Source organism: Bacillus nitratireducens, assembly GCF_036320425.1.
GTDB classification, from domain to species: Bacteria; Bacillota; Bacilli; order Bacillales; family Bacillaceae_G; genus Bacillus_A; species Bacillus_A nitratireducens.
In genome coordinates, this window is record NZ_JAUMJO010000001.1 from 932,022 (window position 1) to 955,719 (window position 23,698).

Genomic DNA, 23,698 nt, shown 5'->3' on the forward strand with positions numbered 1-23,698 from the left:
ATTAAAAATGTTATGGTCATTACCAAACCGGTACGACTAAACGAAAACCACTTCGCAAAAAAATGCGGGGTGGTTTTTTGTTGTTAAAATTTGCTGTCCTTGATTTTTTGGACGATAGAGAGTTTAAGAATGTTACACCGAAAACGCTACAAAGCTATCGGGATATTCTGAAACAGTTTGAAAATTTCTGTTTAGAACATGATGTTATCAATGTCGAGGATATTACTACAAGTATTATGAAGCGATATATCTTGCATTATCAAAAGAAAGGAAACAACGCAACCACTACAAACTCTAAGTTGCAACGTATTCGTGCTTTTCTTAATTATATGATTGAATGTGAAGTCATTAAGAATAATCCTGCTAAGAAAATACAGAAAGCACGAGAAGATGTACGTATTGATGTATTTACGGATTATCACATTAAACAAATGCTTAACTACTATAGAAGGATTAAACAGCGTGAAAAAACCTTTTACGCATATCGTGACTATTCCATTATCGTTGTTTTACTTGGTACAGGGTTGCGACAATCTGAATTATGTTCCCTAAAGTGGACTGATATTGACTTCAAATATCAAACTTTATCCGTATTTGGGAAAAGTCGTAAAAGAGAATCTATTCCTGTTGCCGATAAGGTAATTATGGAGTTAGCGACATACAAAACATTTTGCGAACAGATCTTTGTAGAAAAAGGACTTTCAGAATACGTTTTTTCAAACCGTACTAATAAACAACTAACTCCTAATGCAGTACAAAACGTCTTTAAACGTCTAGCTAAGATTATGAATTTTAAAGATGTACGTCTTTCCAGTCATACATTTAGACATACATTCTGTCAACGCTGTATCCAATCGGGAATGAGTACATTTGCGGTTCAAAGGTTAATGAGACATTCGTCCATAGTAGTAACAGAAAGATACGCAGCTATGTGGGGAAATGACTTAAAAGAACAAAACGACAAGTTTAATCCTTTAAATACGATAGATATATAAATAGGAAAAAAGCCACCTACGGCAATAGGTGACCAAAATTCAAATTCAAAACTAAATAACGGAAATTCCGTACATTCAGCACCTCCATTATAGATTTTTCAAAAATATAATGCAAGAGGTCTAGTTCCCTATTGTCTTTTTTAGCTAGTGTACAGCAATTTCCGAACGTGGGAATGACCTAACACCACGATAAACACTTGAACAGGTTAGCTAAGCCAATGTCATAAAATTAAGCGTCCTAACAGATAACGTTTCCTTGTTTACGTTGTTAGAAGTCTAGGTGAGAACGACCATTAACGGTTCGGCTGGTTGCTTGGTGTACTACGGTACAGGTAGCAACGAATAAGAAAGATTATATTAGGTTACGAGTAATTCAGGTTATGTCAGTAGTACAATTCCTTCCCTAAGTTTTTTCAGCATGTTGGACAAGCATGACATGTTAAAAGTTCGTTGCAGATGAAAATCTAGCGTTCAAACAAGGTGATACGATGGAAGCCTCAGCAAACTCAGTTCAATTCAGTATTAAAGAACGTCTACTTTTATAGCACTTTGTTTTTTCAAAATGTTATAAAGGTAGTCATTCTTTTGTCCATGTTTCCTAGGCAAATCTAGTTAATTCAGTGAAAAGCAAAACCAAAAGTCAAGTGATTTAAAGCATTTTAACTATCACTAACTACGGATAGTTGTAGAACAAAGCAACCACTACTAACAAGTAGCGATAGTGACCCTAGATAATATATTTGTGTGACCTGTTTAATAACTGATAGAAAAATAATTACTACTAATCAAATTTATTTGTCCTATTTTATTCTTTTTCTGCAAGTGAGTGTATGTAAGACAAATCTTACAGGGCTATACTGGAAAAGGAGTTTAGATATGTTATTAAAACATTCAGTACAAACAAAAATTAACATCATTGATTCAATTATGGGTAGTGGTAAAACTAGTTGGGCGATTCAATATATCAATGAAAGCCCAACAGGAACAAAGTTTATCTTTATTACACCGTATCTAACAGAAATTAAAAGGATTATTGAATATACAACCAAGCCTTTTGTTCAACCAGAACAGAACGGTAGACGAAACAAATTGGATTCACTTAAACAAGCAATTGCTAATGGTGAGAATATTGTTTCTACTCATGCATTATTTAAAAGATGTGACTCGGAACTTATTCAGCTAATTGAAGCGGAAAACTATGTACTAATCTTAGATGAGGTATTAGATACCATTGATGAAATTAACATGACAAAAGATGATATTAAAATTCTATTGAATTCTAATGATGATAAAGGCACTCCAATTGTATCAATCGGAACGAAAGGTGAAGTGAAATGGAATAACGGTGAATATGATTCAGGGAATTATCAAACTATCAGAAACTTAGCTAATGCGGGAAATTTAATTTTATTTGATAAAAGTAAAATGTATTGGCTATTCCCTACCGAACTATTTAAAGCGTTCAGCGAGGTATTTATTTTAACTTATATGTTCGAGGGGCAAATTCAGTGTTACTATTACCGTTTATTTAACATGAAGTTTACGTATCAATCCGTAGGGTACGATGCTAAACTCGGTTATTATCTAACAGAATATAAGGGGAAAAAAGGTGAAGACCGTCAGCGTTTCAAATCACTAATTAACATTTATTATTCTTCTCCTAGTGATAATCGAGATATAAACAAAGTAGGTGAAAAACATAACGCTTTTAGTAAAAGTCATTTAAACATCCATCTCAAAAATAAGTACTATAAAGATATGATCAAGAAGAATAGCTATAACTTTTATCGTCACAAAATAAACTGTTCTACAAAACATGTTATTTGGACAACTTTCAAAGATAATAAAAAGATTTTAACACCAATTGGACTAAGTAAAAGGTTTGTTCCTATAAATGCCAGGGCTACAAATGAATATGTAGCGGCTAATACTTGTATTTATTTAGCGAATAGGTATATGAATCCAATGATTAAACGCTTCTTCCATTCACATGATATTAAAGTAAATGAGGATTTATTTGCACTATCAGAATTACTCCAGTGGTTATTTAGAAGTGCTATTCGCAATGACGAATCTATCAATGTTTATATTCCTTCTGAAAGAATGCGGACATTATTAGAAATGTACTTAAATAATGAAATTTAATTTGCATAAAAAAACTAGCAAATAACTCTACAAACGCTGATATATCAAGCTTTTAAAACCATTTCCTTAAAGAAAAAAATACACGATACACACTCCGAGGGATACAAACTATCCCTCTCCATGTGATTAGTGCGGTTAAAAAAATAATATTCTATATTATTCATAAATAGTGTGGGAGTGGAACGACCACATACGTAGCGTAGCGGAGTATAGAGAAACGAGTAATTGAATGGAAGATAATTGTGATGTATTGAGTCATAGGATTCAATTGGACGTGAAACAGTAAATAGTTATTAGAGGAATGATAAGATCAATAGTATTTTCATTGTTTGATATAAATAATAGGAGGAAATGGTGTGGAACTAGAACGTTATTTTTTCAATCCATATAAAAAGAAATACAAAGGTCATTGGTATTATCGCTGTATGCAATACAACACGGTTATATACGTTCCTAAAGAACCTGAGGGTGGATTTTACACTTGGTGCTACTGTTACAAGTATAGTGGTGATTTGGTGGGGCGTATGGTTTGTTCAAAGGAATGTATAGAAGAAGTTGACCAAGAATATAAGAAAAGACGAGGATGGGTATAGTCGCCTATCCTTTTGTATTTTAATAATTACAATTTGAATGTCCTTAAATCAGGTACTTTACTGTGATTATTAAATTCTACGAACCCTTGATACATACGACTTTTTAAAGTTCGTTAATCACAATTACTAAACGGATGGGATATTCCCAGGTTTTAAATTACTGCTATAACTAATCTTATTGATTTATAAATTGTAATAAATATGTTATTTTATATACAGTAAATTAGCATATTTTGCCGAAATATGTATATGAAAGGAAGATTGTATATGGAAATTAAGGATTTAATAGGAATTCTCGTAGAACAGAATAAGAATTTTAAGGATATGCTTCAATTTGCGATAGGAGGTATATTAACTATTCTTGTTATTTTCTTAACGGCAAATTACTTTACAATGAGAAAATTTAGAGAAGATGAAATTGAGAAAATTGAAATGCAAGTTTTAAAAAATGTAAAAGAAAATTCTTTACCAAATTTAACGCAAGAGTTGAATAATAATTTAGAATCGTTAGTTGCTGCAAAACTCGGTTCATTGGAAGCAAGGTGCAAATCTCTCGAATCTAAATTGGAAAGAAAAAGTGTTAATCTAGAGTCTAATCTAGAAGATCATAAAGAACAATTAAAAGAATTAGAAGGAGACATTATGTCTCTTAAGGGTGACACTTCTTTTAATGATGGGGTTTACTCTAACGCATTTACTTTTTATTTAAAGGCGGGACATGCTTACTTAGATGCAAAAAGTAAGGGAAGTATAGGAAAAATATTAAGATCATTAGAAAAGACATCTGATAAACTTACATATGTTTTATCAGATGTATCGAATTTTGCTAAATTCGCTAGTAGGCTAGATGACGAACACCAACCTCAAGTCACTAAAATAGCTAATATTTTAAAAGATAAAAAAACGCTATAAAAATTGAGTACATAATGCTTCCTTGTTGTCTTTAATTGTGCAATCTTAAAATGTTTTTTTGCACAAAAGCTAGAAAGGATAGGACTTTACGCTTTAGTCAATTAAAGTTATGTACAACAATAAGAGGCTGACACTTATTACAGTGTAGCCTTTTTCTTTGCCCTTATTAGCGTACTTTTACTAATGCCTGTCATGTTTTCCACTTCTTTATAAGAATGAGTTTCTAACAGCTTCAAAGCGTGTCCTATCTGTTTTTTACTATATTTGTTTGGTCTACCTTCTCTAAAGTCGTCACGCTGTTTAGCAATGGCTTTTCCTTCTTGGGTACGTTCTACAATTAAGTTTCTTTCCATTTCTGCCACTGCTAGTAATGTAGTTAAGAAGAACCTACCCATTGTCGTATCTTCTAATAGTCCCACATTTAAAACATGCACTCTTACACCTTTAGAAAATAATCCTTTTACGATCTCGATTCCCTCAACAGTGTTTCTTGCTAGTCTATCTAGTTTAGTGACAACTAATGTATCACCTTCTTTTAGGATTGAAAGAACTTCTTTTAATTGGGGTCTGTCTGATTTAGTTCCTGTAAACTTCTCAGAATAAATCTTGTCACAGCCCTCATTTTCTAATGCTGTTAATTGTACCTCTAATTCTTGCGACACCGTACTTACTCGTGCGTATCCGTATTTCATTATGTATTATTCCCTTTTCTATGGTTCATTTATGACACTAAGTTATGACACCTTTCGATACCTTGATAATACAGCAATGAATTTTCGGTGTCAATACTATTGAGTTATGACACCTTAAAGAAGTAAAAAAACATACCATAAAAATGGTACGTCCTTCTATTAGTGATTTTATTTCTTTCGTATGCCTTCAATTTGATAAGTAGCAAAGCAACGACAATCTTCATCGAAAGGTGGGTGATTCACACCTATTACAGCATTTGAAACATTCGAGGTATAGCCTTCAAATTCCGCACATTTAGGACGAACTCTTTCATCTTCTAATGTATTTACCGTAAATGACATTAGGATACCTGCTGAATTTCCTTTTAATGCTTTATCAAGTTTGTCCTTTGCCATTTTGTACTTATCGTATGCCATTACAAATCCCCCACTTCTTCAATTTTTTATGTTCTTAAACTATTATAAACTCAATTTTGGTGATACACAGTTTTTTTATGGAAATTATCACTAGTGAACATTTATGAGAGAGGCTGTTTTGTAACGCAATAACAAGGGGTAGCCCTCAATCAAAAGTCACCTATCAAAAGTAAAGATTGAAAACCAACCTTTACTAAGACTCATGTAATAGGCTGGTATATATACTACTATTCATCACCATTACACCGCTACATACACCAGTAGGATAGTGATAGTAGTAAGGTGCGATGCTGGGTGCATGGCACTGGACTGGCAATAGTAACCGCAACTACAATCGCAATGACAGTCGCGAGGATACGGACGGAATGAACAGATCAGAACAAGAATGACAAAAATGAAATCGAATGAAGTAGAAAAGAAAGAATGAAAAGAAGGAACTATGGCGAGGCGGTGGGAGACGCGACGATGATTGGCGACACTCATTATATTTTTTTATATAGATATACTAGTGGGGTATACCACGGGAAGGCACCCTTTCCTTATAGTGTATCTGGTACTTACCTTGTACACCTGATTTTTCAAGACCTTTTTGTAACATGAGTCACCGAGATTCGCATTCTGAGGCAATTAAGGTAGTGTTTAACGTACTAATTCTTTGCTGTACAGCGTTATATGTAAGAGGGGTGGTTATGTTTTTTTCTTTAGCGGTTCATGTTGAACCTTGTAAAAAAATTCACCAGTTTTTTCAAGAACTTTTCGGGGACTGATTATTCGTCTCTCTAAAAATAACGGATGGTAAAAATAGTATTTGTTTTTTAAAAGGTCTCTTTCACGATTAGAAAAAGACCTTAGAAGGTTTATGTTATCCAATTACTTTTAGTTCTTTTAATAAGGAACTAGCCGCTTCCCTATTATTCACAACTTTGTTTACTTGTTCTGCTTGTTGCAGAAACTCTTTGACTAAAACAAGTAGTTCCTCAGGTGTATCCTCATCTTCAAGTAATTCTAAAGAATAAGTAATTGCTGAATTGTACGTGTTCATTAACATTTGCTGAGGGGATTCTAATGTCATTTTTTCACCACCTTTCTAAAATATAGATTTCGATAATACAAGAAAAAATCCTTTTATTACATTGTTTTTTGATTTTCCACTGGGTATATTTCAAATGTTGCTAAGAAGTAACTTTTAACTAGAAAAGTAATTATATTACTCGATTCGCTGTACAGCTTTATAGAAAATGAATGTCTTTAAATTTTTTGCTATAATCAAATAACCCATTCTAAAAAAATAATTTTGCGACGGGTTCTAAAAAAATTTTAGGAGGCTAACTGCAATGACAGAAAATGAGAAGGAACTAGCTAAACAGATACTAGAAAAGCTAAAAGAAATGGATACTAAGTTAGCTAGTATAGAGGATAGTTTAGATAGGTCAGACAGTAAAATGGATAATTTAAATGGGGAAACCTCAAAATCAGTAGAAAGTAAATTGGACGATTTAAAGAGTGTAAATAAAGGGATACAAGCTACATTCGAACAAGGGTTTGCGGATATTCACAAGGGATTGGCTGAAATTAAAGAAGTAAAACAGATAAAGAAAAACGGAAAGCAAGTTCATTAGATTAGAACTCGGCTTTCCTCCATTTGTTTTAGATATTTTGATACAGTTGATTTTGAAATCCCTAATGTTGTGGCGATCTTTGGTTGACTCATGCCTTTTTCAGCCATGTCATACATTTTAATCTTGTCCATTTCTGTTAATGTTCTATTTTTCTTCCTTGTACCTTCACTCATTCGAACAGGGTCTAATCCACAAACATGCTTTTGATTCTCTTTTGTAAGTAACCACATAGGACGTACATACCATTCTTTATGACATTCACTACAATGATGAATAAGGGAAGCACGAGGGTTAATGAACTTCTCTTTTACTGTGACAGCACCGCCATACTTCTTATTTAATGCTTCCTGATATAGGGCTATCCTTTTTTTCTTTGTGTTCGGATTCTCCTGTCTTTGCTTGTTGCTTAGTTAATATTATTTGCAATAAGGTATCAATTGCTACAAAAGTAACGAATACTTCCTTGATAACATTTAACATTTCGGAGGGAATAAAATTCAGGTTGATTTTTGAAAAAGTAAGGAAGTTATATGAAATATAAATAATTATCATCATGATGTATGTGAATATTCTTGTGAAAGCTGTGTTTGTATATCTATTAAGATAATTCCTAAACAGTTTAGTTTTGAAAGTATCAATAATAAATCTCATCACTAAATTACTCTGATACGCAAAGAAGAGAACTGATAACAAACTTAAAATGTATATAATCCCTTGACTATATTGTTCAATAATAGCATGTGTTTCTCCTAGCTTCAGAATCCACATGGAGGGTAAAAAATAGATACCTAAAAAGATAATTACTGTTATTATAGGTGTAATTATATATTGAAAATAAATAAAACCAATGGCAGGTAAAACTAAAACCTTTTTATAAATAAATGAAAGTACTTTACTTTTTTCAAGTATTCCAAAGAACAACAAACCCACACCAATGTAGGCTATAAAGTACCCTAACCATCCTTGTAAAATAATATTGAAGATATTATCAACTGAAAATGATAACTCTTTTACAAGAAAGTATCCCATAGCTATAAAAATAATGCCGACAAATTTCCCTATAACCTTTTTAACCATCAAAAAATCACTTCCTAAAAGATAAAAAATTTCCTGATTAAGACTAGTTAATTTATTGTCAAAAAGCCTTTTAATTCTTCAATTGAGTAAGCAGGCTTTCTTTTGTGTAACATTGCATGGCAATTTGGGCATACCGGTCTTAAATCAACAATAGGATCAACTTCATATTCTTCACCGATAGTATGTAATTCTTTAAGGTGGTGAACATGTATAAAGTCCTTCCCTAACTCACCATATGTCTTTTCAAAAATAAAACCACAAATTACACAGCTACACCCATAGTGTTCTATACATTTCCTTCTAGCTACAGGATTACGTTCATATACATTTACAGAAATTTGCTTGGTAGCCCCTTCTTTTAATATTGTTGAATTTGTTATCTCTTGCGTTGTATACATATTGTCAAGAATGTTTATTATATCATCATATGTTGCTTTATTTAATGGAATGGTTGACCCTTCAAATCCACCAATTAAATATTTATCATATGTAACATTTAATTCGTTCAGTTTATCTAAAAGAATGGGTTCCTCATGAAGGTTATGTATATATTTTATTGGGACTCTATATCTAGTTTTCTGCCTATCACTTTCTTCATACCAATACCCTTTTTTATCAGCAGCCATTAGCTTTGGTTTACCTATCACTTCAACAATTGCATAAATACCAGAATCAAGTTTTTGTTTACCGTTAAGCTGTTTTATAGTCCTATTATCTTTCCCCACTCTAACTATACCTAAATCACCTATTGCAAAAGAATCTCTATCACTATCCCTAACAGAGAATGTATCGAAGGTTTCACCTGACATTAAGAAGTCATCAATAGCCCATCTCCTTGGATTACAAATAAATGTCCAAAAACCTGTAGGTTCAATTTTATTTTTATTTTTATTTTTGTTTTCTGTTTCAATATCCAACTCTTCTAATTTAGCTAATCTAACATTTTCATCAGTAGTAAAAACATAAGTATCTCCATTATATGACCAAGTTTCACCAAAGAATATTCCACTTTCTACTTGTTTATATGGTATGTATTTATAACCTGAATACTCTTTCAACCATTTTGAGGCTGTTTGAATCGAAGGGAACTCTTTTAATTCTGATCCGTTTTTAAATATAATTACTGGTTTTTCTATCCTATTAACCGCAATAGGTTGTCTTAGTACCATTATGTTTCCCCCTTAAGTCTTCTTACTTAAGCATTTATTTTTACTATCCTTAAAATACTATGTAAAACTATAGTACCATAAATTACTAAAATGCTTTTACAAGTTGAATTTCATATGTGATTTTTGTTTTAAGTCTCGCTGGTGTTTAGATATGAAGTAAAGTCGAATACGTTTAATTACGTAGTTATCGCTTAATAGTCTCACATAATAATTAAAACATATAAAAAAATATATATAACAAATGACATTGAAGGTTTAGCCACTTTACAACAGTAAATGACCCTTTTATAATGAAATTAGTAAATAATTCATGTGAAGTGGTTTTTCGTTAAAAACGTAATAAACATAATTGATATACATAAGACCCTAACTTCCAAACCTTGACAGGGTGGAGGTCGTGAGTTCGAGCCTCTCCGGGGTCATACAGTCAAAAACCGTATTAAATTAACGTTTGATGCGGTTTTTTATTTATTTAAACTTATCCTCAAAAACATCAGTGGTCACGTTCCCTACAAAATCTCTTCTATTTTGTTTACCGCATCTTCTTGCATCATTGGCAACACATGTGAGTAAATATCCAATGTGATTTTGATTTTACTATATCCTAATCGTTCAGAAATCACCTTCACATTTACGCCTTTCGCCAATGGCAAAGTTGCATGTGTGTGACGTAAATCATGAAACCGAATCTTTGGCACAACCGCTTTCTTAATCAAAGCGTTTAGACTTCGTCTCACATTAGCAGGATTAATTGGCGTTCCAGAAGGAGTACACATCACCAAGTCATTGTCTTGGTATTTCTCACCAATGAACACTACTTTATACTTTTCTACTTCCAACTGACTTTTTGCTTCACCAAGCGTTTCCACCATGTTTTTCAACTCATTAATAACATAAGACTCTTCCACTATATTCACTTGTTCTTGGATTTCTAATTGGAGTTGTTCTATGCTTTTTATCAATCCACGTTTATTCTCCAAATTAAACACCTTCACTTCTAACGTATCTACGGTTAGCTAACTACTTTACTTAAAATGATATACAATTTCAATAATCTTATGAACCTCAAGGTGTGATATTTAACTTATATAATTAAACTCAGATATACTATTTTAGTTCCTCTAATTAACACAAAATAAGACCCCGCATCCCAGCAAGGCCTTCCAAACAAAATATAACACTACTCATATCACTTGGTTTTCAAAATGGCATTTCAAACTTTTACTGTATTCCGGAACATCTAACGTAATATTTAAATCAGCTGTACTCAAGTATTTTAAAGCTAAATACATTGCATATAGTTTTGCATCTGATTTTGTTTCAGTAACGATAATATGTAAATCAAAAGTCCTATATGTCTTCTTCAATTCTACAACTTCATCTATAACATCTGCAGGGTCAGCACCGATCTCAGATACAAAAAGATATTCATCTTCATGTGTTATGACAAATAAACCTGGTAGATGAGAATTTTCATCTATAAAAGAAAAGATATCCCCATTTATAACAAATAACTCGAATTTTGAAGAAGATTGGACATGTTTGTGTAAAACTAATAAACTCGGTCTTAAATCAGCAGGATCAATTCGTACATATTCATCAACTAGGTCGCTTGCATATTCTAAGAAAGCTTCAACATCAAAGTTTTCCTCCTTAGAATTAGCTTCTCTAAGCTTCCAAGTAAATGTTTCTGAGGGAAACCTAATTCCACTGTGAAAAAGAACATCATCATACTTCGAAGTGGCGACATGAATAAGATTAGCAAAATACAAAACTTTAACTATGTAAAAATCACTAAGACCTAAAGAACGACATAACTTACGACAATATCCCGAGTACAAATCAGGATTACCCTTGAAATTATCATACCAATATTGACTCATTACTCTCCCTCCTTCACTTATTATATTTTAATATAAAGATTTTATGTTGTAAATGTATAATTACTATAGAGTTTAAGTTCAATCAAACCATTTTTCTCCTTTCATGATAAGTACTAAATGTTTTATATTTTCTCCAACAAGCCCTCTACTTGATTGACTCCTTTTATTAAAGTACTTGTTTTAACATCGGCCTTGCTACTCTATATTCTTCACTATTAGGTTCTTTTACGAGTATGGGACGCCTTTCATCCTCTTCTTCTAAAATCATTTCAAATACTTCTGTTTTTTCTTGTAATATGTTGGATTCGCTATTTTTAGTAGGTTGTTTGCTTGTTTCAATTTTCTTTGTCACTTCGCCAAGCTTTTGCCCGACTTCTTCTGCTTTGACAGGTTCATTCGTAACGTAGTATTCCTGGCCCTCTCATACTAACATAGGTGGCACTTGTTCTCGTTTGTTACATATTATGTAAGTAATACTAGCTATAAGTAGTAGACATACTGCTATAAAGAAGATAGCTTTTTTATTCATACACTATTCTCCTTACCTATCATTTTATTGGATTATATAATATACAGAATAGATAGTAAATGGATTTTATGGTAATTTTTAGTTTTATCCCCAAAAAGAAAAACCTTACAAAAGTAAGGTTCCATTTTTAAATTCTAAAGTGACTGATTTATTAAAACGATCATTACGATAATCGCTATAAACATAACAACTAGACAGCCGATCATTTTATAAAATCCTCTTTTCGTTAACGTCCCGCCTTGAACGTCTTTACGAATAAATAAGAATACGGCTAAAAATAATACCAGCCCAATGCCAAAAGCATACATCATTTGCATATGTTAATCTTCCTTTCTCTCTTCCATCTTAATATCTTTTCGATAAAACAACAAATGAGATAAAAACAGTACTCATCGTGAGTGCCATAAGTATATTCAATAATTCAACCGCAGATAGTGTAATTACTTTGAAGTTCAAACCAATAGAGAAAAGAAGATAATATGCTGTTAGCGCAAAAAAGCTGAAGAACATCCCTTTATAACGAATGAGTTTCATTCGCTCATCTTTTTCTTTAAATTGCGGGTGCAAGTAGCTTAAGCAGAAACACATAATCATCATTGCAAGCACGGTATAAGTTGGAATTGGCGGTGCTGAATGGGTCATTATACCTGCTAGTATCATAAATCCACTCATAATTAAAAAGATAATTCCCATAATAACAAAGTACTTTTGTGAATAATTCATCCTTTCTCCCCCTCTTCTTTTGCTTCATAAATAAATACATGTTCTATCGTTGTTTGAAATGTTTTCGCTATTTCAAATGCTAATGGAAGTGATGGATCATATTTCCCTTTTTCAATTGAAATGATGGTTTGTCTGGAAACCCCAAGTTTCTCAGCCAATTTTTCTTGAGATAGTCCAAATTTTTTTCGGTATTCGACCATTTTATTTTCCAAGGAAATTTCTCCCTCCTCCCTTATATCGAGTATATATGTAAAGGAAGCTTTACGTCAAGGTCCCTTTACATTCACTTAGATTATTTTGCATTCTATTTATATAGAAGAAACTTTTTCAATTGAATCATGTCTATTTTGAAATGAAACATGGAACAATGTATATATCCGTTACTATATCTCCTCCCCATTTTTGTGAAAATTTAATATCTCCATATTTGTTTTATCCTTTTAAACTATTTCATTCTTCTCCTTATTAGATGAAATGCGCTATTGTTTTTACGTTGTTTTTCGCCATATTTATAGAAACTAACGGTTTATGAAGCATTTTTTATGTTTAGCCACTTTTTTTGTAGAAATCCTTCATTTTCCTTTCGATATTTAACACTATCGAAATAAAGTTTACGCTAAATTCATAATTTTTTATTTTTTATACTATATTCCGTTATATTGTTGTATAATATCAATGAAAGCGCTTATTATTTCAATATACATAATTCAAACTAATCTTTATCGAAACATTCTAACAATTTTACTTATATTTAAATGCAACAATTATAGTCATTAATGTAGGTATACCAAATATATCCACCCCATTTTTCTGTAAAATTACTTTATAACATGAAAGATTAACTTGGGTGATAAGTTATTGTGAATGTTTTTTTACAAAACAGATAAGTAATAGTGTTTGGTATTATGTAAATTATTGTAATAACATAAGAGTAAAGATAACATTTACATTAATTATTAGTTCATCAATTATTGAAAAAGAGCAAAATGCACCTTTTGTATAGGAAAAGGATTATATGCATTGGGAGGTTTAAACAAATGACGAGGAAGAATACAACGACAAACCCTTGGGCCAAGTTCCATGGTCCGAACCTTGGTTATGTTATTGAACAGTATGATCTTTACGTAACTGGAGCAGGTTCTGTTGATCCGGAATTACAAGAGCTTTTTGAAATTTTTGGAGCTCCTTCGTTTCAAGATGATGTCGTAACAGGGGACAACACAGCAACACATTTTTCTCCTCAAAACACAGGGAACATTGAAAAAATTCTTAAAGTCGTTCAACTTGTTGAACAGATTCGTTCTTTCGGGCATACGTTAGCTCACATCAATCCGATGGAAGATGCTGCAAATGGACAATCTCTTCTTGAAAAAGCAATGAACGAACTGAGCGATGCTGATTTGAAAGCGATTCCAGCTAAAACAGTATGGCAAGATGCACCAGAGGGTATTCACACTGCATTTGATGTAATTCATAGATTAAAAGACGTTTATACAAAATCTTTAGCTTATGAATTCTCACATATACAAGATAGTGAAGAACGCGCGTGGTTGCATCAAATGGTGGAATCAAATTCATTGCGTCAACCATTATCAAATAAAAAACGAACTGCTCTTTTAAAACGTTTAACAGCTGTTGAAGGTTTCGAGCAATTCTTGCATAAAACATTCGTTGGTCAAAAACGTTTCTCTATCGAGGGCGTTGATATGCTTGTACCTGTACTAGATGAGATTGTTTCAGAAGGTGCTAAAGGCGGCGTTGAAGATGTCATGATTGGTATGGCTCACCGTGGTCGTCTAAGCGTACTCGCTCACGTACTAGAAAAACCATATGCTCACATGTTTGCTGAGTTCAAACATGCAAAAATAGAAGGCGCAGTTGCAAATGCTGGCTGGACTGGCGACGTGAAATACCATTTAGGTAGAGAGCAAGTCGTTGGTAATGAAGAAGTTAGCACTCGCGTTACATTAGCAAATAACCCGAGTCATCTTGAGTTCGTTAACCCTGTTGTTGAAGGTTTCGCACGTGCAGCTCAAGAGAATCGTAAAAAATCTGGTCTTCCAGAACAAGATACTTCAAAATCATTCGTAATTTTAGTTCATGGTGATGCTGCATTCCCTGGTCAAGGTGTTGTGTCTGAAACACTCAACTTAAGCAGATTAAATGCATACCAAACTGGCGGAACGATTCATGTTATCGCTAATAATGCAGTCGGCTTTACGACTGATAGCTATGATTCTCGTTCTACTAAATATTCAAGCGACCTTGCAAAAGGTTTCGATATTCCGATTGTTCACGTAAACGCTGATGATCCGGAAGCTTGTCTTGCTGCTGCTAACCTTGCGATCCAATATCGTACGTTGTTCAAAAAAGACTTCTTAATCGATTTAATCGGTTACCGCCGATATGGTCATAACGAAATGGATGATCCAGCAGTTACGCAACCACAAGTGTACAAAAAAATTAAAAATCACCCAACTGTAAGAGCAATTTATGCAGATCAATTACAATCTGCTGGCGTTCTGAATGCAGATGAGGTTGAAACAATTACTCAGTTTATACAAGAGGAATTAAAGGCTGAATACGCACAAGTGCCACCAGCTGATACGAGCGCTGCAACAATTCACGTTAAAGTTCCAGAGGTTGTTGCAAAAGGAATTCAACCGATTGACACTGGTATTTCAATTGACTCACTTCGTGCAATTAATGAAGGACTATTATCTTGGCCTGAAGGCTTTAACGTATATCCAAAAGTGAAGAAAATTCTTGAGCGCCGTAAAGATGCTCTTGAAGAGAACGGTAAAATTGAATGGGCACTTGCTGAATCGTTAGCATTCGCTTCTATTTTGCAAGAAGGTACGCCAATTCGTTTAACTGGTCAAGATTCACAGCGTGGTACATTCGCGCACCGTCATATCGTATTACACGATACTGATACAAACGAAACATATTCACCATTACACCGTTTACCGAACATTAACGCATCATTCTCTGTTCATAACAGTCCATTATCAGAGGCTGCTGTTGTTGGTTATGAATATGGTTATAACGTATTTGCTCCAGAAACTCTTGTTATGTGGGAAGCTCAATATGGTGACTTCTCAAATACTGCGCAGGCATTATTTGATCAATATGTTTCAGCAGGAAGAGCAAAATGGGGTCAAAAATCTGGTTTAGTTCTTCTATTACCACACGGTTATGAAGGTCAAGGGCCAGAACACTCTAGTGCACGTCCAGAGCGTTTCTTACAATTAGCTGCTGAGAACAACTGGACAGTTGCAAACTTAACGAGCGCGGCACAATACTTCCATATTTTACGTCGTCAAGCATCTATCTTAGGAACAGAAGCTGTTCGACCGTTAGTGCTTATGACGCCAAAGAGTTTATTACGTCATCCACTTACGCTTTCAACTGCTAGTCAGTTAAGCGAAGGACGTTTCCAACCTGCTTTAGAACAAGAAAACCTTGGTACAAAACCAAATAAAGTAAAACGTCTTGTTTTAAGTACAGGTAAAATGGCGATTGACTTAGCTGCAGAAATTGAGTCTGGAAAACATGAGTACAACTTAGATGAAGTTCATGTTGTTCGTATTGAACAGTTGTATCCATTCCCTGCTGAAAAAGTTCAATCTATTATTAAACGCTTTAAAAACTTAGAAGAAATTATTTGGGTTCAAGAAGAACCTCGTAATATGGGCGCATGGCATTACATGGCTCCAATTCTGTTCGAACTAGCTGGAGATAAAGTGAAAACAGGTTACATTGGACGCCCGGATCGTTCTAGCCCATCTGGTGGCGATCCATTCGCTCACAAAGCTGAGCAAGAACTAATTGTTGCACACGCTTTAGATGTGAAGTACAACTTCCGTCAAGATAAACAAGAAATTGAAGTTTTCAGCAACTGAAAATAACAATGAGTTTTTCCGGCTCGACTTGGGCAGAGTATCTGCCCAAGTCGAGCTAACAAATGGAGATTACCGAAGATTAAAGAAGACAAAACACACCGTTAGGCAAATAAGGGGAGGACATTTAAAATGATCGAAATTAAAGTACCTGAGCTTGCAGAATCTATTACCGAAGGAACTATCTCACAATGGCTTATCAACGTAGGCGACAAAGTTGAGAAAGGTGGCAGCGTTGTTGAGCTTGAGACTGACAAAGTCAATGTAGAAATCATTGCAGAAGATTCAGGTATTGTATCGAAGTTACTAGGCGAACCTGGGGATACAGTTGAAGTTGGCGCAACTATCGCAATTTTAGATGCAAACGGAGCACCAGTTGCAGTAAGTACACCTGCACCATTGGCTGAGCAACCAAAACAAGAAACTACTGAAGCACCGAAAGCAGAAGCTCCAAGTGCTGAACAAAATAAAGCGTTGCAAGGTTTACCAAATACAAATCGTCCTATCGCATCACCAGCTGCTCGCAAAATGGCTCGTGAATTAGGAATCGACTTAAACGATGTACGCAGCACAGATCCACTTGGACGTGTGAGACCACATGATGTACAAGCTCATGCTGCAGCACCAACAGAAGCACCAGCTGCTCCAAAAAGTCCAGCTCCTGCTCCAGTTGCAAAAACTGAATTCGAAAAACCAGTTGAGCGTGTGAAAATGTCCCGCCGCCGTCAAACAATTGCAAAACGTCTTGTAGAAGTTCAACAAACTTCTGCAATGTTAACAACATTTAACGAAGTTGATATGAGTGCGATCATGGAATTACGTAAAGAACGCAAAGATGCTTTCGAGAAAAAACATGATGTGCGTCTTGGCTTCATGTCATTCTTCACAAAAGCAGTTGTTGCAGCATTAAAACAATTCCCATTATTAAATGCTGAAATTCAAGGCGATGAGCTTATCATTAAAAAATTCTATGATATCGGTATTGCAGTAGCAGCTCCAGATGGATTAGTTGTTCCAGTTGTACGTGATGCTAACCAATTGAACTTCGCTGAAATTGAAAGCGAGATTCGTAATTTAGGTCTAAAAGCACGTGATAACAAACTTTCATTAAAAGAGCTACAAGGTGGTACATTTACAATTACAAACGGTGGTGTATTCGGTTCTCTAATGTCTACACCAATCCTAAATAGCCCACAAGTAGGTATTCTAGGAATGCATAAAATCCAAGTACGCCCAGTTGCGATTGATAACGAGCGTATGGAAAACCGTCCGATGATGTACCTTGCACTATCTTACGATCACCGTATTGTTGATGGTAAAGAAGCAGTTAGCTTCCTTGTTGCTGTTAAAGATATGCTTGAAGATCCAAAATCATTATTATTAGAAGGTTGATAGATTATTAATCTATTAAAGGCTGTAGAATGAATCATTCTACAGCCTTTTCTTATTGTGTTCATACGGGACAAATTACATGACATAAGCTAATAATGTATGCCTAAAGCGTAAGGGGGATAAACATGAATAACCTTCCAGTTCATGCAAAACTTAAAGCAAATAAGGATACTTTCTTCCTCCCCGATTCAAACGGGGGTGTTTACTTTCGAAATAACTCCAGTTCATTCCGTATGGATGGTGATGGAATTTATGACTGGATTGAGAAATTAATGCCTATGTTTAACGGTAATCATTCTTTGACAGAAATAACCGATGGTCTCCCTCTCCCCTATCAAAATCGTGTATTTGAAATTGGAGAGATTTTATATGAAAATGGTTTCGTCCGTGATGTAAGTCAAGATGCTCCTCATGAATTAAACAGTGCGTTACTCGACAGGTACGCTTCTCAAATTGAATTTTTAGAAGCCGATTCTCATTCAGGTGCTTTAAAATTCGAGACGTACCGTGCGGCAAATGTCCTTATAATTGGTTCTGGGGATATGCTTACTTCCTTAGTTTCTTCTTTACTAGAATCCGGATTACCTAAATTTCATTATCTTGTCACAGATTATGCGGAAACAAATTACGCTCGAATTCATGAGCTAGTAGAACGTGCACATGAACTTGATGACAATGTATTTATTCAAGAAATAGATACGACAACGGATCGTCCTTTACATGAAGTATTCGAGCCTTTCGACTGGATTTTATACGTTTCTCAAAATGGAGATATTGAAAGTTTAAGAGCAATACATGCTATTTGTAGAGATGAGGGAAAAAATTTCATACCAGCTGTTTGCTTATCAAGAGTCGGTTTAGCTGGTCCTGTCGTAATAGCAGATCGTGAAGAATGCTGGGAATCCGCATGGCATCGTCTACACGAAACTACTTTACAAAATGAAAATCCGCCAGAGCCTTTCTCACCAATCCCATCTGCAATGTTAGCAAATGTTATCGTTTTTGAATTGTTTAAACATGTCGCTGACGATTTACACCGGCAGCATAATCCTCAATTCTTTTTATTAAACTTTGAAACACTTGAAGGAAAGTGGCACCCTTTTATAAAGCATCTTCTCGCAACCGATGAAACCTTTACAATTGATACAGTGCAAAATCTTCAAGAAAACCTTGCCCATCGTTCTGGACAATATACTTCAACTGAACTTTTTCGTTTTTTTGATACATTAACTTCTAAAGAAGCTGGCATATTCCACATGTGGGATGAACAAGATTTGCACCAATTACCTTTATCACAATGCTATATTCAAGTTGCAAATCCATTATCAGACGGACCTACCTCTCCCCTTCCTACTATAACTTGTGGTGGTTTAACTCATAATGAAGCACGCCGCGAAGCTGGTTTAACAGGAGTTGAAACGTATGTAGCTGAAATGATTCATCGTCTTATCCCCGAACATACTGATATCGGTATTGGTGCTGGGGAAACGATGACAGAAGGTGTATACCGTGCACTGCAAAAACATTTAAATAATAAGTTGTGTGAACGCCAATCACATATGCTAGAAGAAGTTACAGAGCTTGATTTAACCGAAATTCATGATAAACATTGTAGGTTTTACTATGATGCTCTCTCTACAATTCATGAGATACCTAAAGTGGGAATGAGTGAGGAGTTACTCGGTTTTCCTGTCATTTGGATCGGCATAAATGATAGATGGTACGGTGCGGCAAATATTAATATAACATTGGCGTTAAGAAACGCTCTGCAACAAGCACTCCTTCATATTCAAAATGAAGAGATTCCTTATAAAGCTAATATTTTGCCGGAATCATCCGTTGTTTTATATAGTACGGATTCTGTTAGAGTAGCAATACAAGAAGAGGAAGAGATTCCAGGCGTACAGTCTTTACAAGTTGCCTTACAAAATTTAGCAGAAAATAATTTTTATCCATTCGTTTTTGATTTAGCTATTGAATCATTTTTAAGAGACAACTTAGACGGTGTATACGGGGTATTAATTGCAAAGGAGGACGGTCTATGATTCAAAATATATTACTTACAGGAGATGGCCTACTTGCAGACTATGTACATGATCAATTATGCAAACAATATTCCATCATTCGCCAACATACAATTACAGACGAAATGCCTGAAAATATTCACCTCGCTCTCGTATTACATGACGGCTCTCCTTCTACTATTCATCATGATGCTGAGCTGACATTTCGTTCGAACCATATTCCGTGGCTTCGTGCATTTACTTCATTTGGTGAAGGCGTTATCGGTCCTTACATTGACCCTCTTGCAACGGGATGTACCCATTGTGCCGATGGACGACGCTTTATCGCTGGATTTGATCAAAAAGAAATGTGGGAACTACAGCGGAAATATGCGTTAAAAGCGGATAACGAGACGAGGCGTGATGTACGCGCTACTCAAAATGGTATGTTACAAATGTGCCAGCTCATTCATGCTGAAACGGAGAAAATATTAGCTCACGGACATTCTTCTTTAGAAAATGAACTCATTTTACTAAACTTACAAACTCTGCAATGTATGCGGCATTCGTTCCTTCCAGATCCTCTCTGTCCGGTATGTAGTAATTTACCTGATGATACTGCGGATGCGGCAGAGATTTCTTTACAACCGAGCTTAAAAACAAGTAATGAAGCGTATCGCTGTCGTTCTATTCATGAGCTAAACACATTTTTAACGAGAGACTATTTAGATTACCGGACTGGTATTTTGAATGGAAAAATGCAGCATTCTTTATTGCCATTTGCTGACGTCATTATAAACATGCCGTTACTGTTCGGAAATGAAGGTGTTGCAGGCCGAACTCATTCATTTGCACTGAGTGAGGCAACTGCTATTTTAGAAGGTTTAGAACGATATTGCGGTATGTCACCTCGCGGGAAAAAGACAAATGTGCATGGTAATTTTCATGATTTAGAGGATCATGCACTGAATCCCCTCACACTCGGTGTACATACAAATGAACATTACAACCGTGATAGTTTTCCGTTTAAACCATTTGATCCTGATTATGAGCAAAACTGGGTATGGGGATATTCTTTATCACAAAACAGGCCCCTTTTAGTTCCAGAATCAATCGCTTATTATAGCCTCGGTCATCGAGATGCTTTCGTATATGAAACATCAAATGGATGTGCAATTGGTGGTAGTTTAGAAGAAGCAATTTTTCACGGCATTTTAGAAATTGTAGAGCGTGACGCCTTTTTACTCACTTGGTATACAGAATTACCTCTTCCCCGTCTTGATCTTAATTCAGCAAATGATACAGAATTACAATTAATGATTCAACGGTTACACACGATTACGGGGTATGAATTATACGCTTTTAACGCGACGATGGAGCATGGTATCCCGAGCTTATGGGTCATTGCAAAAAATACGCGTGACACTGGAATGAACGTTGTTTGTGCGGGAGGCGCTCATTTAGACCCCATCCGAGCTCTAAAAAGTGCGATTCACGAAATTGCTGGCATGTTACTTATAACAGATGAAGAGCTTGAACAAAAAAGAGAGAAATATGAAAACTGTTTACAAGATCCATATCTTGTTTCGCAAATGGAAGATCATAGTATGCTGTACGGATTGAAAGAAGCAGAAGAACGTCTTCACTTCCTTTTACGTGAAGATTCTCCGGTGCAAACGTTTCAAGAAATGAGGGCATTACAATCATTTGATATGGATTTAACATCTGATCTTCATCAACTTTTAAACAGGTTACATCAATCCGGACTTGAAGTAATCGTTGTAGATCAAACCGTTCCCCTTATAGAAAAGAACGGCTTACATTGTGTAAAAGTAATAATTCCAGGCATGTTACCGATGACGTTCGGTCACCATCTCACTCGGGTTACAGGATTAGATAGAGTGTATACCGTACCGATGACACTTGGATATTGTGCTGAGCCTTTAACGAATGAAAGTTTAAATCCACATCCGCATCCTTTTCCATAATTCATAGCGAGGGGGAAATTTGATGCAACCTGATACTTTTTTACATCATCTCCATTTTTCTATTAATGAAATTATGTCGTCCGATAAAGAGATTGACTGGGAAGACGCACCACTTCCTTATAAATTATATCGAAATTTACCAGTAATCCCTCTCTCTTTAGAAATCCCATTAACTTTGCGGAATTCTTCTACTAAACCTAACTTAGAGGAAATCGGTCATTATCTTTGGTACTCATTTGGTTTAACACAATTATGTCAGCCTACTACTAACCTAGAAAATAATAAAACAACGACTCTATTTCGAAGATTCATCCCTTCTGGGGGTGCTTTATATCCAAATGAATTATATATATATTTAAAAATTGATCATTATCCAGACGGCATTTATCATTATGACGCCGCGCATCACCGTCTTATCTTACTTCGTGAAGGAAATTTTGATTCTTATCTTACAGAAGCACTCGGCAATCGTTGTAACATACATTCTTGTTTTGGAGCAGTATTCGTATCCACTATGTTTTGGAAAAACTTCTTTAAATACAATAACTTTTCATACCGGCTTCAAGGGTTAGATAGTGGTGTTCTAATCGGGCAATTACTTGAATGCGCAAAACAATTCGGTTATACCAATGGTGTATATTTTCAATTTCTAGACCGGGCAATGAATCATTTACTTGGACTGTCAGAAGGTGAAGAAAGTGTGTATGCTGTTATTCCTTTAAGTACAGAACCGAATACAGATTGGTTTCACGATAATCATCACGAAAATAAAACTATTACTTCTCATGACTTGTTGCAGCAAATCCCGCCTTTAACACATGAGCATTTCGTTCGCTCAAAGCATGTAGATGAATATCCGATGATAACAAAAGTTAACGCAGCTTCTATGATTGAATCGACAGAACACTTCCAAACATTAACTCAAGAAAATCGACAGCAATACAGTGCACACGCTGTACAGCTACCTAAAGTGGAACGTTTATCCTATGATTTCTTACATCTTTGTAAAAAACGATATTCACCTGATTCTGACTTCATTTTAACGAAATGGGATGCAGCCGAGCTCGCTACTTTACTACAAGAAGCGAGCCTCTCCTTCCCTTATTACAACGACCTTGATGGCAAGTATGTAAATGAAAACGCACGAGTCTCACTATACGGATGTTTTTATAACGTAAAAGACATAGAAAACGGCGCTTACGCTTATAACAGCAGGTCACATTCCATACAGCCAATTCGGTACGGAGACCTTCGTCATCCGCTTCAATCTAGTATGACGATGGATAACGTAAATCTTTTTCAAGTACCACTTTGTCTACATGTAATCGGAAATAAAGATTACTATACACATACATTAGGTTATAGAGGATATCGCATTCATCAAATGGAAGCTGGTATACTCGTTCATAAACTCGTTTTTGCAGCGACTGCGATGGGAATGGGTGGGCATCCTTTACTGAGTTTTGATACAAATTCATGTGATCAGTTGTACGGGATAGATGCTGGAAATGAAACGTCTCTCATTCAAATTCCTGTTGGGGCATATCGAGCGCGGAATTGGCTAAAAGGGTATTTGTATAATTAGAAGCACGCCGGTTGATGGCGTGCTTTTTTTAGAGGAGTTACATTATTAAAAGCGAAATGAGTATATATTCTTAC

General features: G+C 35.0%; 21 protein-coding genes and 1 pseudogene. 10 read left to right on the plus strand and 12 right to left on the minus strand.

Translation table 11 applies throughout. The annotated features are described in order from the left end of the window. Positions 1–77 precede the first annotated feature (77 nt). From Q3V31_RS04940 to Q3V31_RS04955, 4 genes are all read left to right on the plus strand, one after another. Positions 78–995 carry a tyrosine-type recombinase/integrase gene (locus Q3V31_RS04940; protein ID WP_225990160.1) on the plus strand — a complete coding sequence of 306 codons (918 nt, stop codon included), beginning with the start codon at positions 78–80 and terminating at the stop codon, positions 993–995. Between the two features lie 876 nt (positions 996–1,871). After that, positions 1,872–3,140, plus strand: a complete 1,269-nt coding sequence (locus Q3V31_RS04945) for a hypothetical protein (protein WP_329762591.1) — start codon at positions 1,872–1,874, stop codon at positions 3,138–3,140. A 356-nt stretch (positions 3,141–3,496) separates the two neighbouring features. Beyond that, positions 3,497–3,733 (plus strand): hypothetical protein, encoded by a 237-nt coding sequence (locus Q3V31_RS04950; RefSeq protein ID WP_329762593.1) that lies wholly within the window; start codon positions 3,497–3,499, stop codon positions 3,731–3,733. Between the two features lie 267 nt (positions 3,734–4,000). Next, entirely contained in the window at positions 4,001–4,645 is a 645-nt protein-coding gene (locus Q3V31_RS04955; RefSeq protein ID WP_329762594.1) for a hypothetical protein, read from the plus strand. Positions 4,646–4,782: 137 nt separating this feature from the next. On the opposite strand, the gene Q3V31_RS04960 is transcribed toward Q3V31_RS04955, so the two are convergent. From Q3V31_RS04960 to Q3V31_RS04970, 3 genes are all read right to left on the minus strand, one after another. After that, positions 4,783–5,337, minus strand: coding sequence for a recombinase family protein (locus Q3V31_RS04960; RefSeq protein ID WP_329762595.1), 555 nt, complete (start codon positions 5,335–5,337; stop codon positions 4,783–4,785). Positions 5,338–5,505: 168 nt separating this feature from the next. After that, entirely contained in the window at positions 5,506–5,754 is a 249-nt protein-coding gene (locus tag Q3V31_RS04965) for a phage minor head protein (protein WP_283790186.1), read from the minus strand. Between the two features lie 862 nt (positions 5,755–6,616). After that, a complete protein-coding gene (locus tag Q3V31_RS04970; RefSeq protein WP_088107572.1) occupies positions 6,617–6,826 on the minus strand; it encodes a hypothetical protein in 210 nt (69 codons plus the stop codon). A gap of 262 nt (positions 6,827–7,088) precedes the next feature. On the opposite strand from Q3V31_RS04970, the gene Q3V31_RS04975 reads away from it, so the two are divergent. Continuing rightward, positions 7,089–7,373: a chromosome segregation protein SMC gene (locus tag Q3V31_RS04975; protein WP_088107571.1), complete on the plus strand. Its 285-nt coding sequence runs from the start codon at positions 7,089–7,091 to the stop codon at positions 7,371–7,373. On the opposite strand, the gene Q3V31_RS04980 is transcribed toward Q3V31_RS04975, so the two are convergent. The 9 genes and pseudogenes from Q3V31_RS04980 to Q3V31_RS05020 all read right to left on the minus strand — a co-directional run bounded on the left by Q3V31_RS04980 (position 7,370) and on the right by Q3V31_RS05020 (position 12,966). Beyond that, positions 7,370–7,603, minus strand: a complete 234-nt coding sequence (locus Q3V31_RS04980; protein ID WP_329762597.1) for a helix-turn-helix domain-containing protein — start codon at positions 7,601–7,603, stop codon at positions 7,370–7,372. The two genes, Q3V31_RS04975 and Q3V31_RS04980, sit on opposite strands and share 4 nt — an antisense overlap. Before the next feature lie 103 nt (positions 7,604–7,706). Beyond that, the gene (locus Q3V31_RS04985) at positions 7,707–8,453 is read right to left on the minus strand and encodes a hypothetical protein (RefSeq protein ID WP_329762598.1); all 747 of its coding nucleotides are present in this window, start codon (positions 8,451–8,453) and stop codon (positions 7,707–7,709) included. Positions 8,454–8,497: 44 nt separating this feature from the next. After that, positions 8,498–9,619, minus strand: coding sequence for an HNH endonuclease (locus tag Q3V31_RS04990; protein WP_329762599.1), 1,122 nt, complete (start codon positions 9,617–9,619; stop codon positions 8,498–8,500). A gap of 509 nt (positions 9,620–10,128) precedes the next feature. After that, positions 10,129–10,614: a tyrosine-type recombinase/integrase gene (locus Q3V31_RS04995; protein ID WP_097871593.1), complete on the minus strand. Its 486-nt coding sequence runs from the start codon at positions 10,612–10,614 to the stop codon at positions 10,129–10,131. Positions 10,615–10,803: 189 nt separating this feature from the next. Next, positions 10,804–11,502: a hypothetical protein gene (locus Q3V31_RS05000; protein ID WP_000085179.1), complete on the minus strand. Its 699-nt coding sequence runs from the start codon at positions 11,500–11,502 to the stop codon at positions 10,804–10,806. Positions 11,503–11,668: 166 nt separating this feature from the next. Then, a pseudogene (locus Q3V31_RS05005) lies at positions 11,669–12,031 on the minus strand (hypothetical protein). A 134-nt stretch (positions 12,032–12,165) separates the two neighbouring features. Further along, on the minus strand, positions 12,166–12,348 hold the full coding sequence (locus tag Q3V31_RS05010; RefSeq protein WP_001178300.1) for a DUF3976 domain-containing protein: 183 nt from the start codon (positions 12,346–12,348) through the stop codon (positions 12,166–12,168). A gap of 28 nt (positions 12,349–12,376) precedes the next feature. Continuing rightward, a complete protein-coding gene (locus Q3V31_RS05015; RefSeq protein WP_001109919.1) occupies positions 12,377–12,754 on the minus strand; it encodes a hypothetical protein in 378 nt (125 codons plus the stop codon). After that, positions 12,751–12,966 carry a helix-turn-helix transcriptional regulator gene (locus tag Q3V31_RS05020; RefSeq protein WP_000428504.1) on the minus strand — a complete coding sequence of 72 codons (216 nt, stop codon included), beginning with the start codon at positions 12,964–12,966 and terminating at the stop codon, positions 12,751–12,753. Before Q3V31_RS05020 ends, Q3V31_RS05015 begins: the two co-directional genes overlap by 4 nt. A gap of 825 nt (positions 12,967–13,791) precedes the next feature. Here Q3V31_RS05020 and odhA point away from each other — a divergent pair. From odhA to Q3V31_RS05045, 5 genes are all read left to right on the plus strand, one after another. Next, positions 13,792–16,659: a 2-oxoglutarate dehydrogenase E1 component gene (gene odhA, locus Q3V31_RS05025; protein WP_098425777.1), complete on the plus strand. Its 2,868-nt coding sequence runs from the start codon at positions 13,792–13,794 to the stop codon at positions 16,657–16,659. 129 nt (positions 16,660–16,788) lie between these two features. Beyond that, positions 16,789–18,048 (plus strand): 2-oxoglutarate dehydrogenase complex dihydrolipoyllysine-residue succinyltransferase, encoded by a 1,260-nt coding sequence (odhB, locus tag Q3V31_RS05030; protein WP_000569917.1) that lies wholly within the window; start codon positions 16,789–16,791, stop codon positions 18,046–18,048. Between the two features lie 125 nt (positions 18,049–18,173). Next, positions 18,174–20,093 (plus strand): putative thiazole-containing bacteriocin maturation protein, encoded by a 1,920-nt coding sequence (locus Q3V31_RS05035; RefSeq protein ID WP_071735069.1) that lies wholly within the window; start codon positions 18,174–18,176, stop codon positions 20,091–20,093. Beyond that, positions 20,090–22,039 (plus strand): TOMM precursor leader peptide-binding protein, encoded by a 1,950-nt coding sequence (locus tag Q3V31_RS05040; RefSeq protein ID WP_329762602.1) that lies wholly within the window; start codon positions 20,090–20,092, stop codon positions 22,037–22,039. Before Q3V31_RS05035 ends, Q3V31_RS05040 begins: the two co-directional genes overlap by 4 nt. 22 nt (positions 22,040–22,061) lie before the next feature. Further along, entirely contained in the window at positions 22,062–23,624 is a 1,563-nt protein-coding gene (locus Q3V31_RS05045; RefSeq protein WP_001182184.1) for a SagB family peptide dehydrogenase, read from the plus strand. Positions 23,625–23,698 lie beyond the last annotated feature (74 nt).

What these genes read in the sequence shown, in the direction of transcription:
- Q3V31_RS05010 (WP_001178300.1), bottom strand. Translation starts at nt 12,348, where the DNA reads ATGCAAATGATGTATGCTTTTGGCATTGGGCTGGTATTATTTTTAGCC.
- Q3V31_RS05015 (WP_001109919.1), bottom strand. Translation starts at nt 12,754, where the DNA reads ATGAATTATTCACAAAAGTACTTTGTTATTATGGGAATTATCTTTTTA.
- Q3V31_RS05040 (WP_329762602.1), top strand. Translation starts at nt 20,090, where the DNA reads ATGATTCAAAATATATTACTTACAGGAGATGGCCTACTTGCAGACTAT.
- odhA (WP_098425777.1), top strand. Translation starts at nt 13,792, where the DNA reads ATGACGAGGAAGAATACAACGACAAACCCTTGGGCCAAGTTCCATGGT.
- Q3V31_RS04955 (WP_329762594.1), top strand. Translation starts at nt 4,001, where the DNA reads ATGGAAATTAAGGATTTAATAGGAATTCTCGTAGAACAGAATAAGAAT.
- Q3V31_RS05000 (WP_000085179.1), bottom strand. Translation starts at nt 11,502, where the DNA reads ATGAGTCAATATTGGTATGATAATTTCAAGGGTAATCCTGATTTGTAC.
- Q3V31_RS04960 (WP_329762595.1), bottom strand. Translation starts at nt 5,337, where the DNA reads ATGAAATACGGATACGCACGAGTAAGTACGGTGTCGCAAGAATTAGAG.
- Q3V31_RS04970 (WP_088107572.1), bottom strand. Translation starts at nt 6,826, where the DNA reads ATGACATTAGAATCCCCTCAGCAAATGTTAATGAACACGTACAATTCA.
- Q3V31_RS05035 (WP_071735069.1), top strand. Translation starts at nt 18,174, where the DNA reads ATGAATAACCTTCCAGTTCATGCAAAACTTAAAGCAAATAAGGATACT.
- Q3V31_RS04980 (WP_329762597.1), bottom strand. Translation starts at nt 7,603, where the DNA reads ATGTGGTTACTTACAAAAGAGAATCAAAAGCATGTTTGTGGATTAGAC.
- Q3V31_RS04975 (WP_088107571.1), top strand. Translation starts at nt 7,089, where the DNA reads ATGACAGAAAATGAGAAGGAACTAGCTAAACAGATACTAGAAAAGCTA.
- Q3V31_RS04990 (WP_329762599.1), bottom strand. Translation starts at nt 9,619, where the DNA reads ATGGTACTAAGACAACCTATTGCGGTTAATAGGATAGAAAAACCAGTA.
- odhB (WP_000569917.1), top strand. Translation starts at nt 16,789, where the DNA reads ATGATCGAAATTAAAGTACCTGAGCTTGCAGAATCTATTACCGAAGGA.
- Q3V31_RS05045 (WP_001182184.1), top strand. Translation starts at nt 22,062, where the DNA reads ATGCAACCTGATACTTTTTTACATCATCTCCATTTTTCTATTAATGAA.
- Q3V31_RS04965 (WP_283790186.1), bottom strand. Translation starts at nt 5,754, where the DNA reads ATGGCATACGATAAGTACAAAATGGCAAAGGACAAACTTGATAAAGCA.
- Q3V31_RS04945 (WP_329762591.1), top strand. Translation starts at nt 1,872, where the DNA reads ATGTTATTAAAACATTCAGTACAAACAAAAATTAACATCATTGATTCA.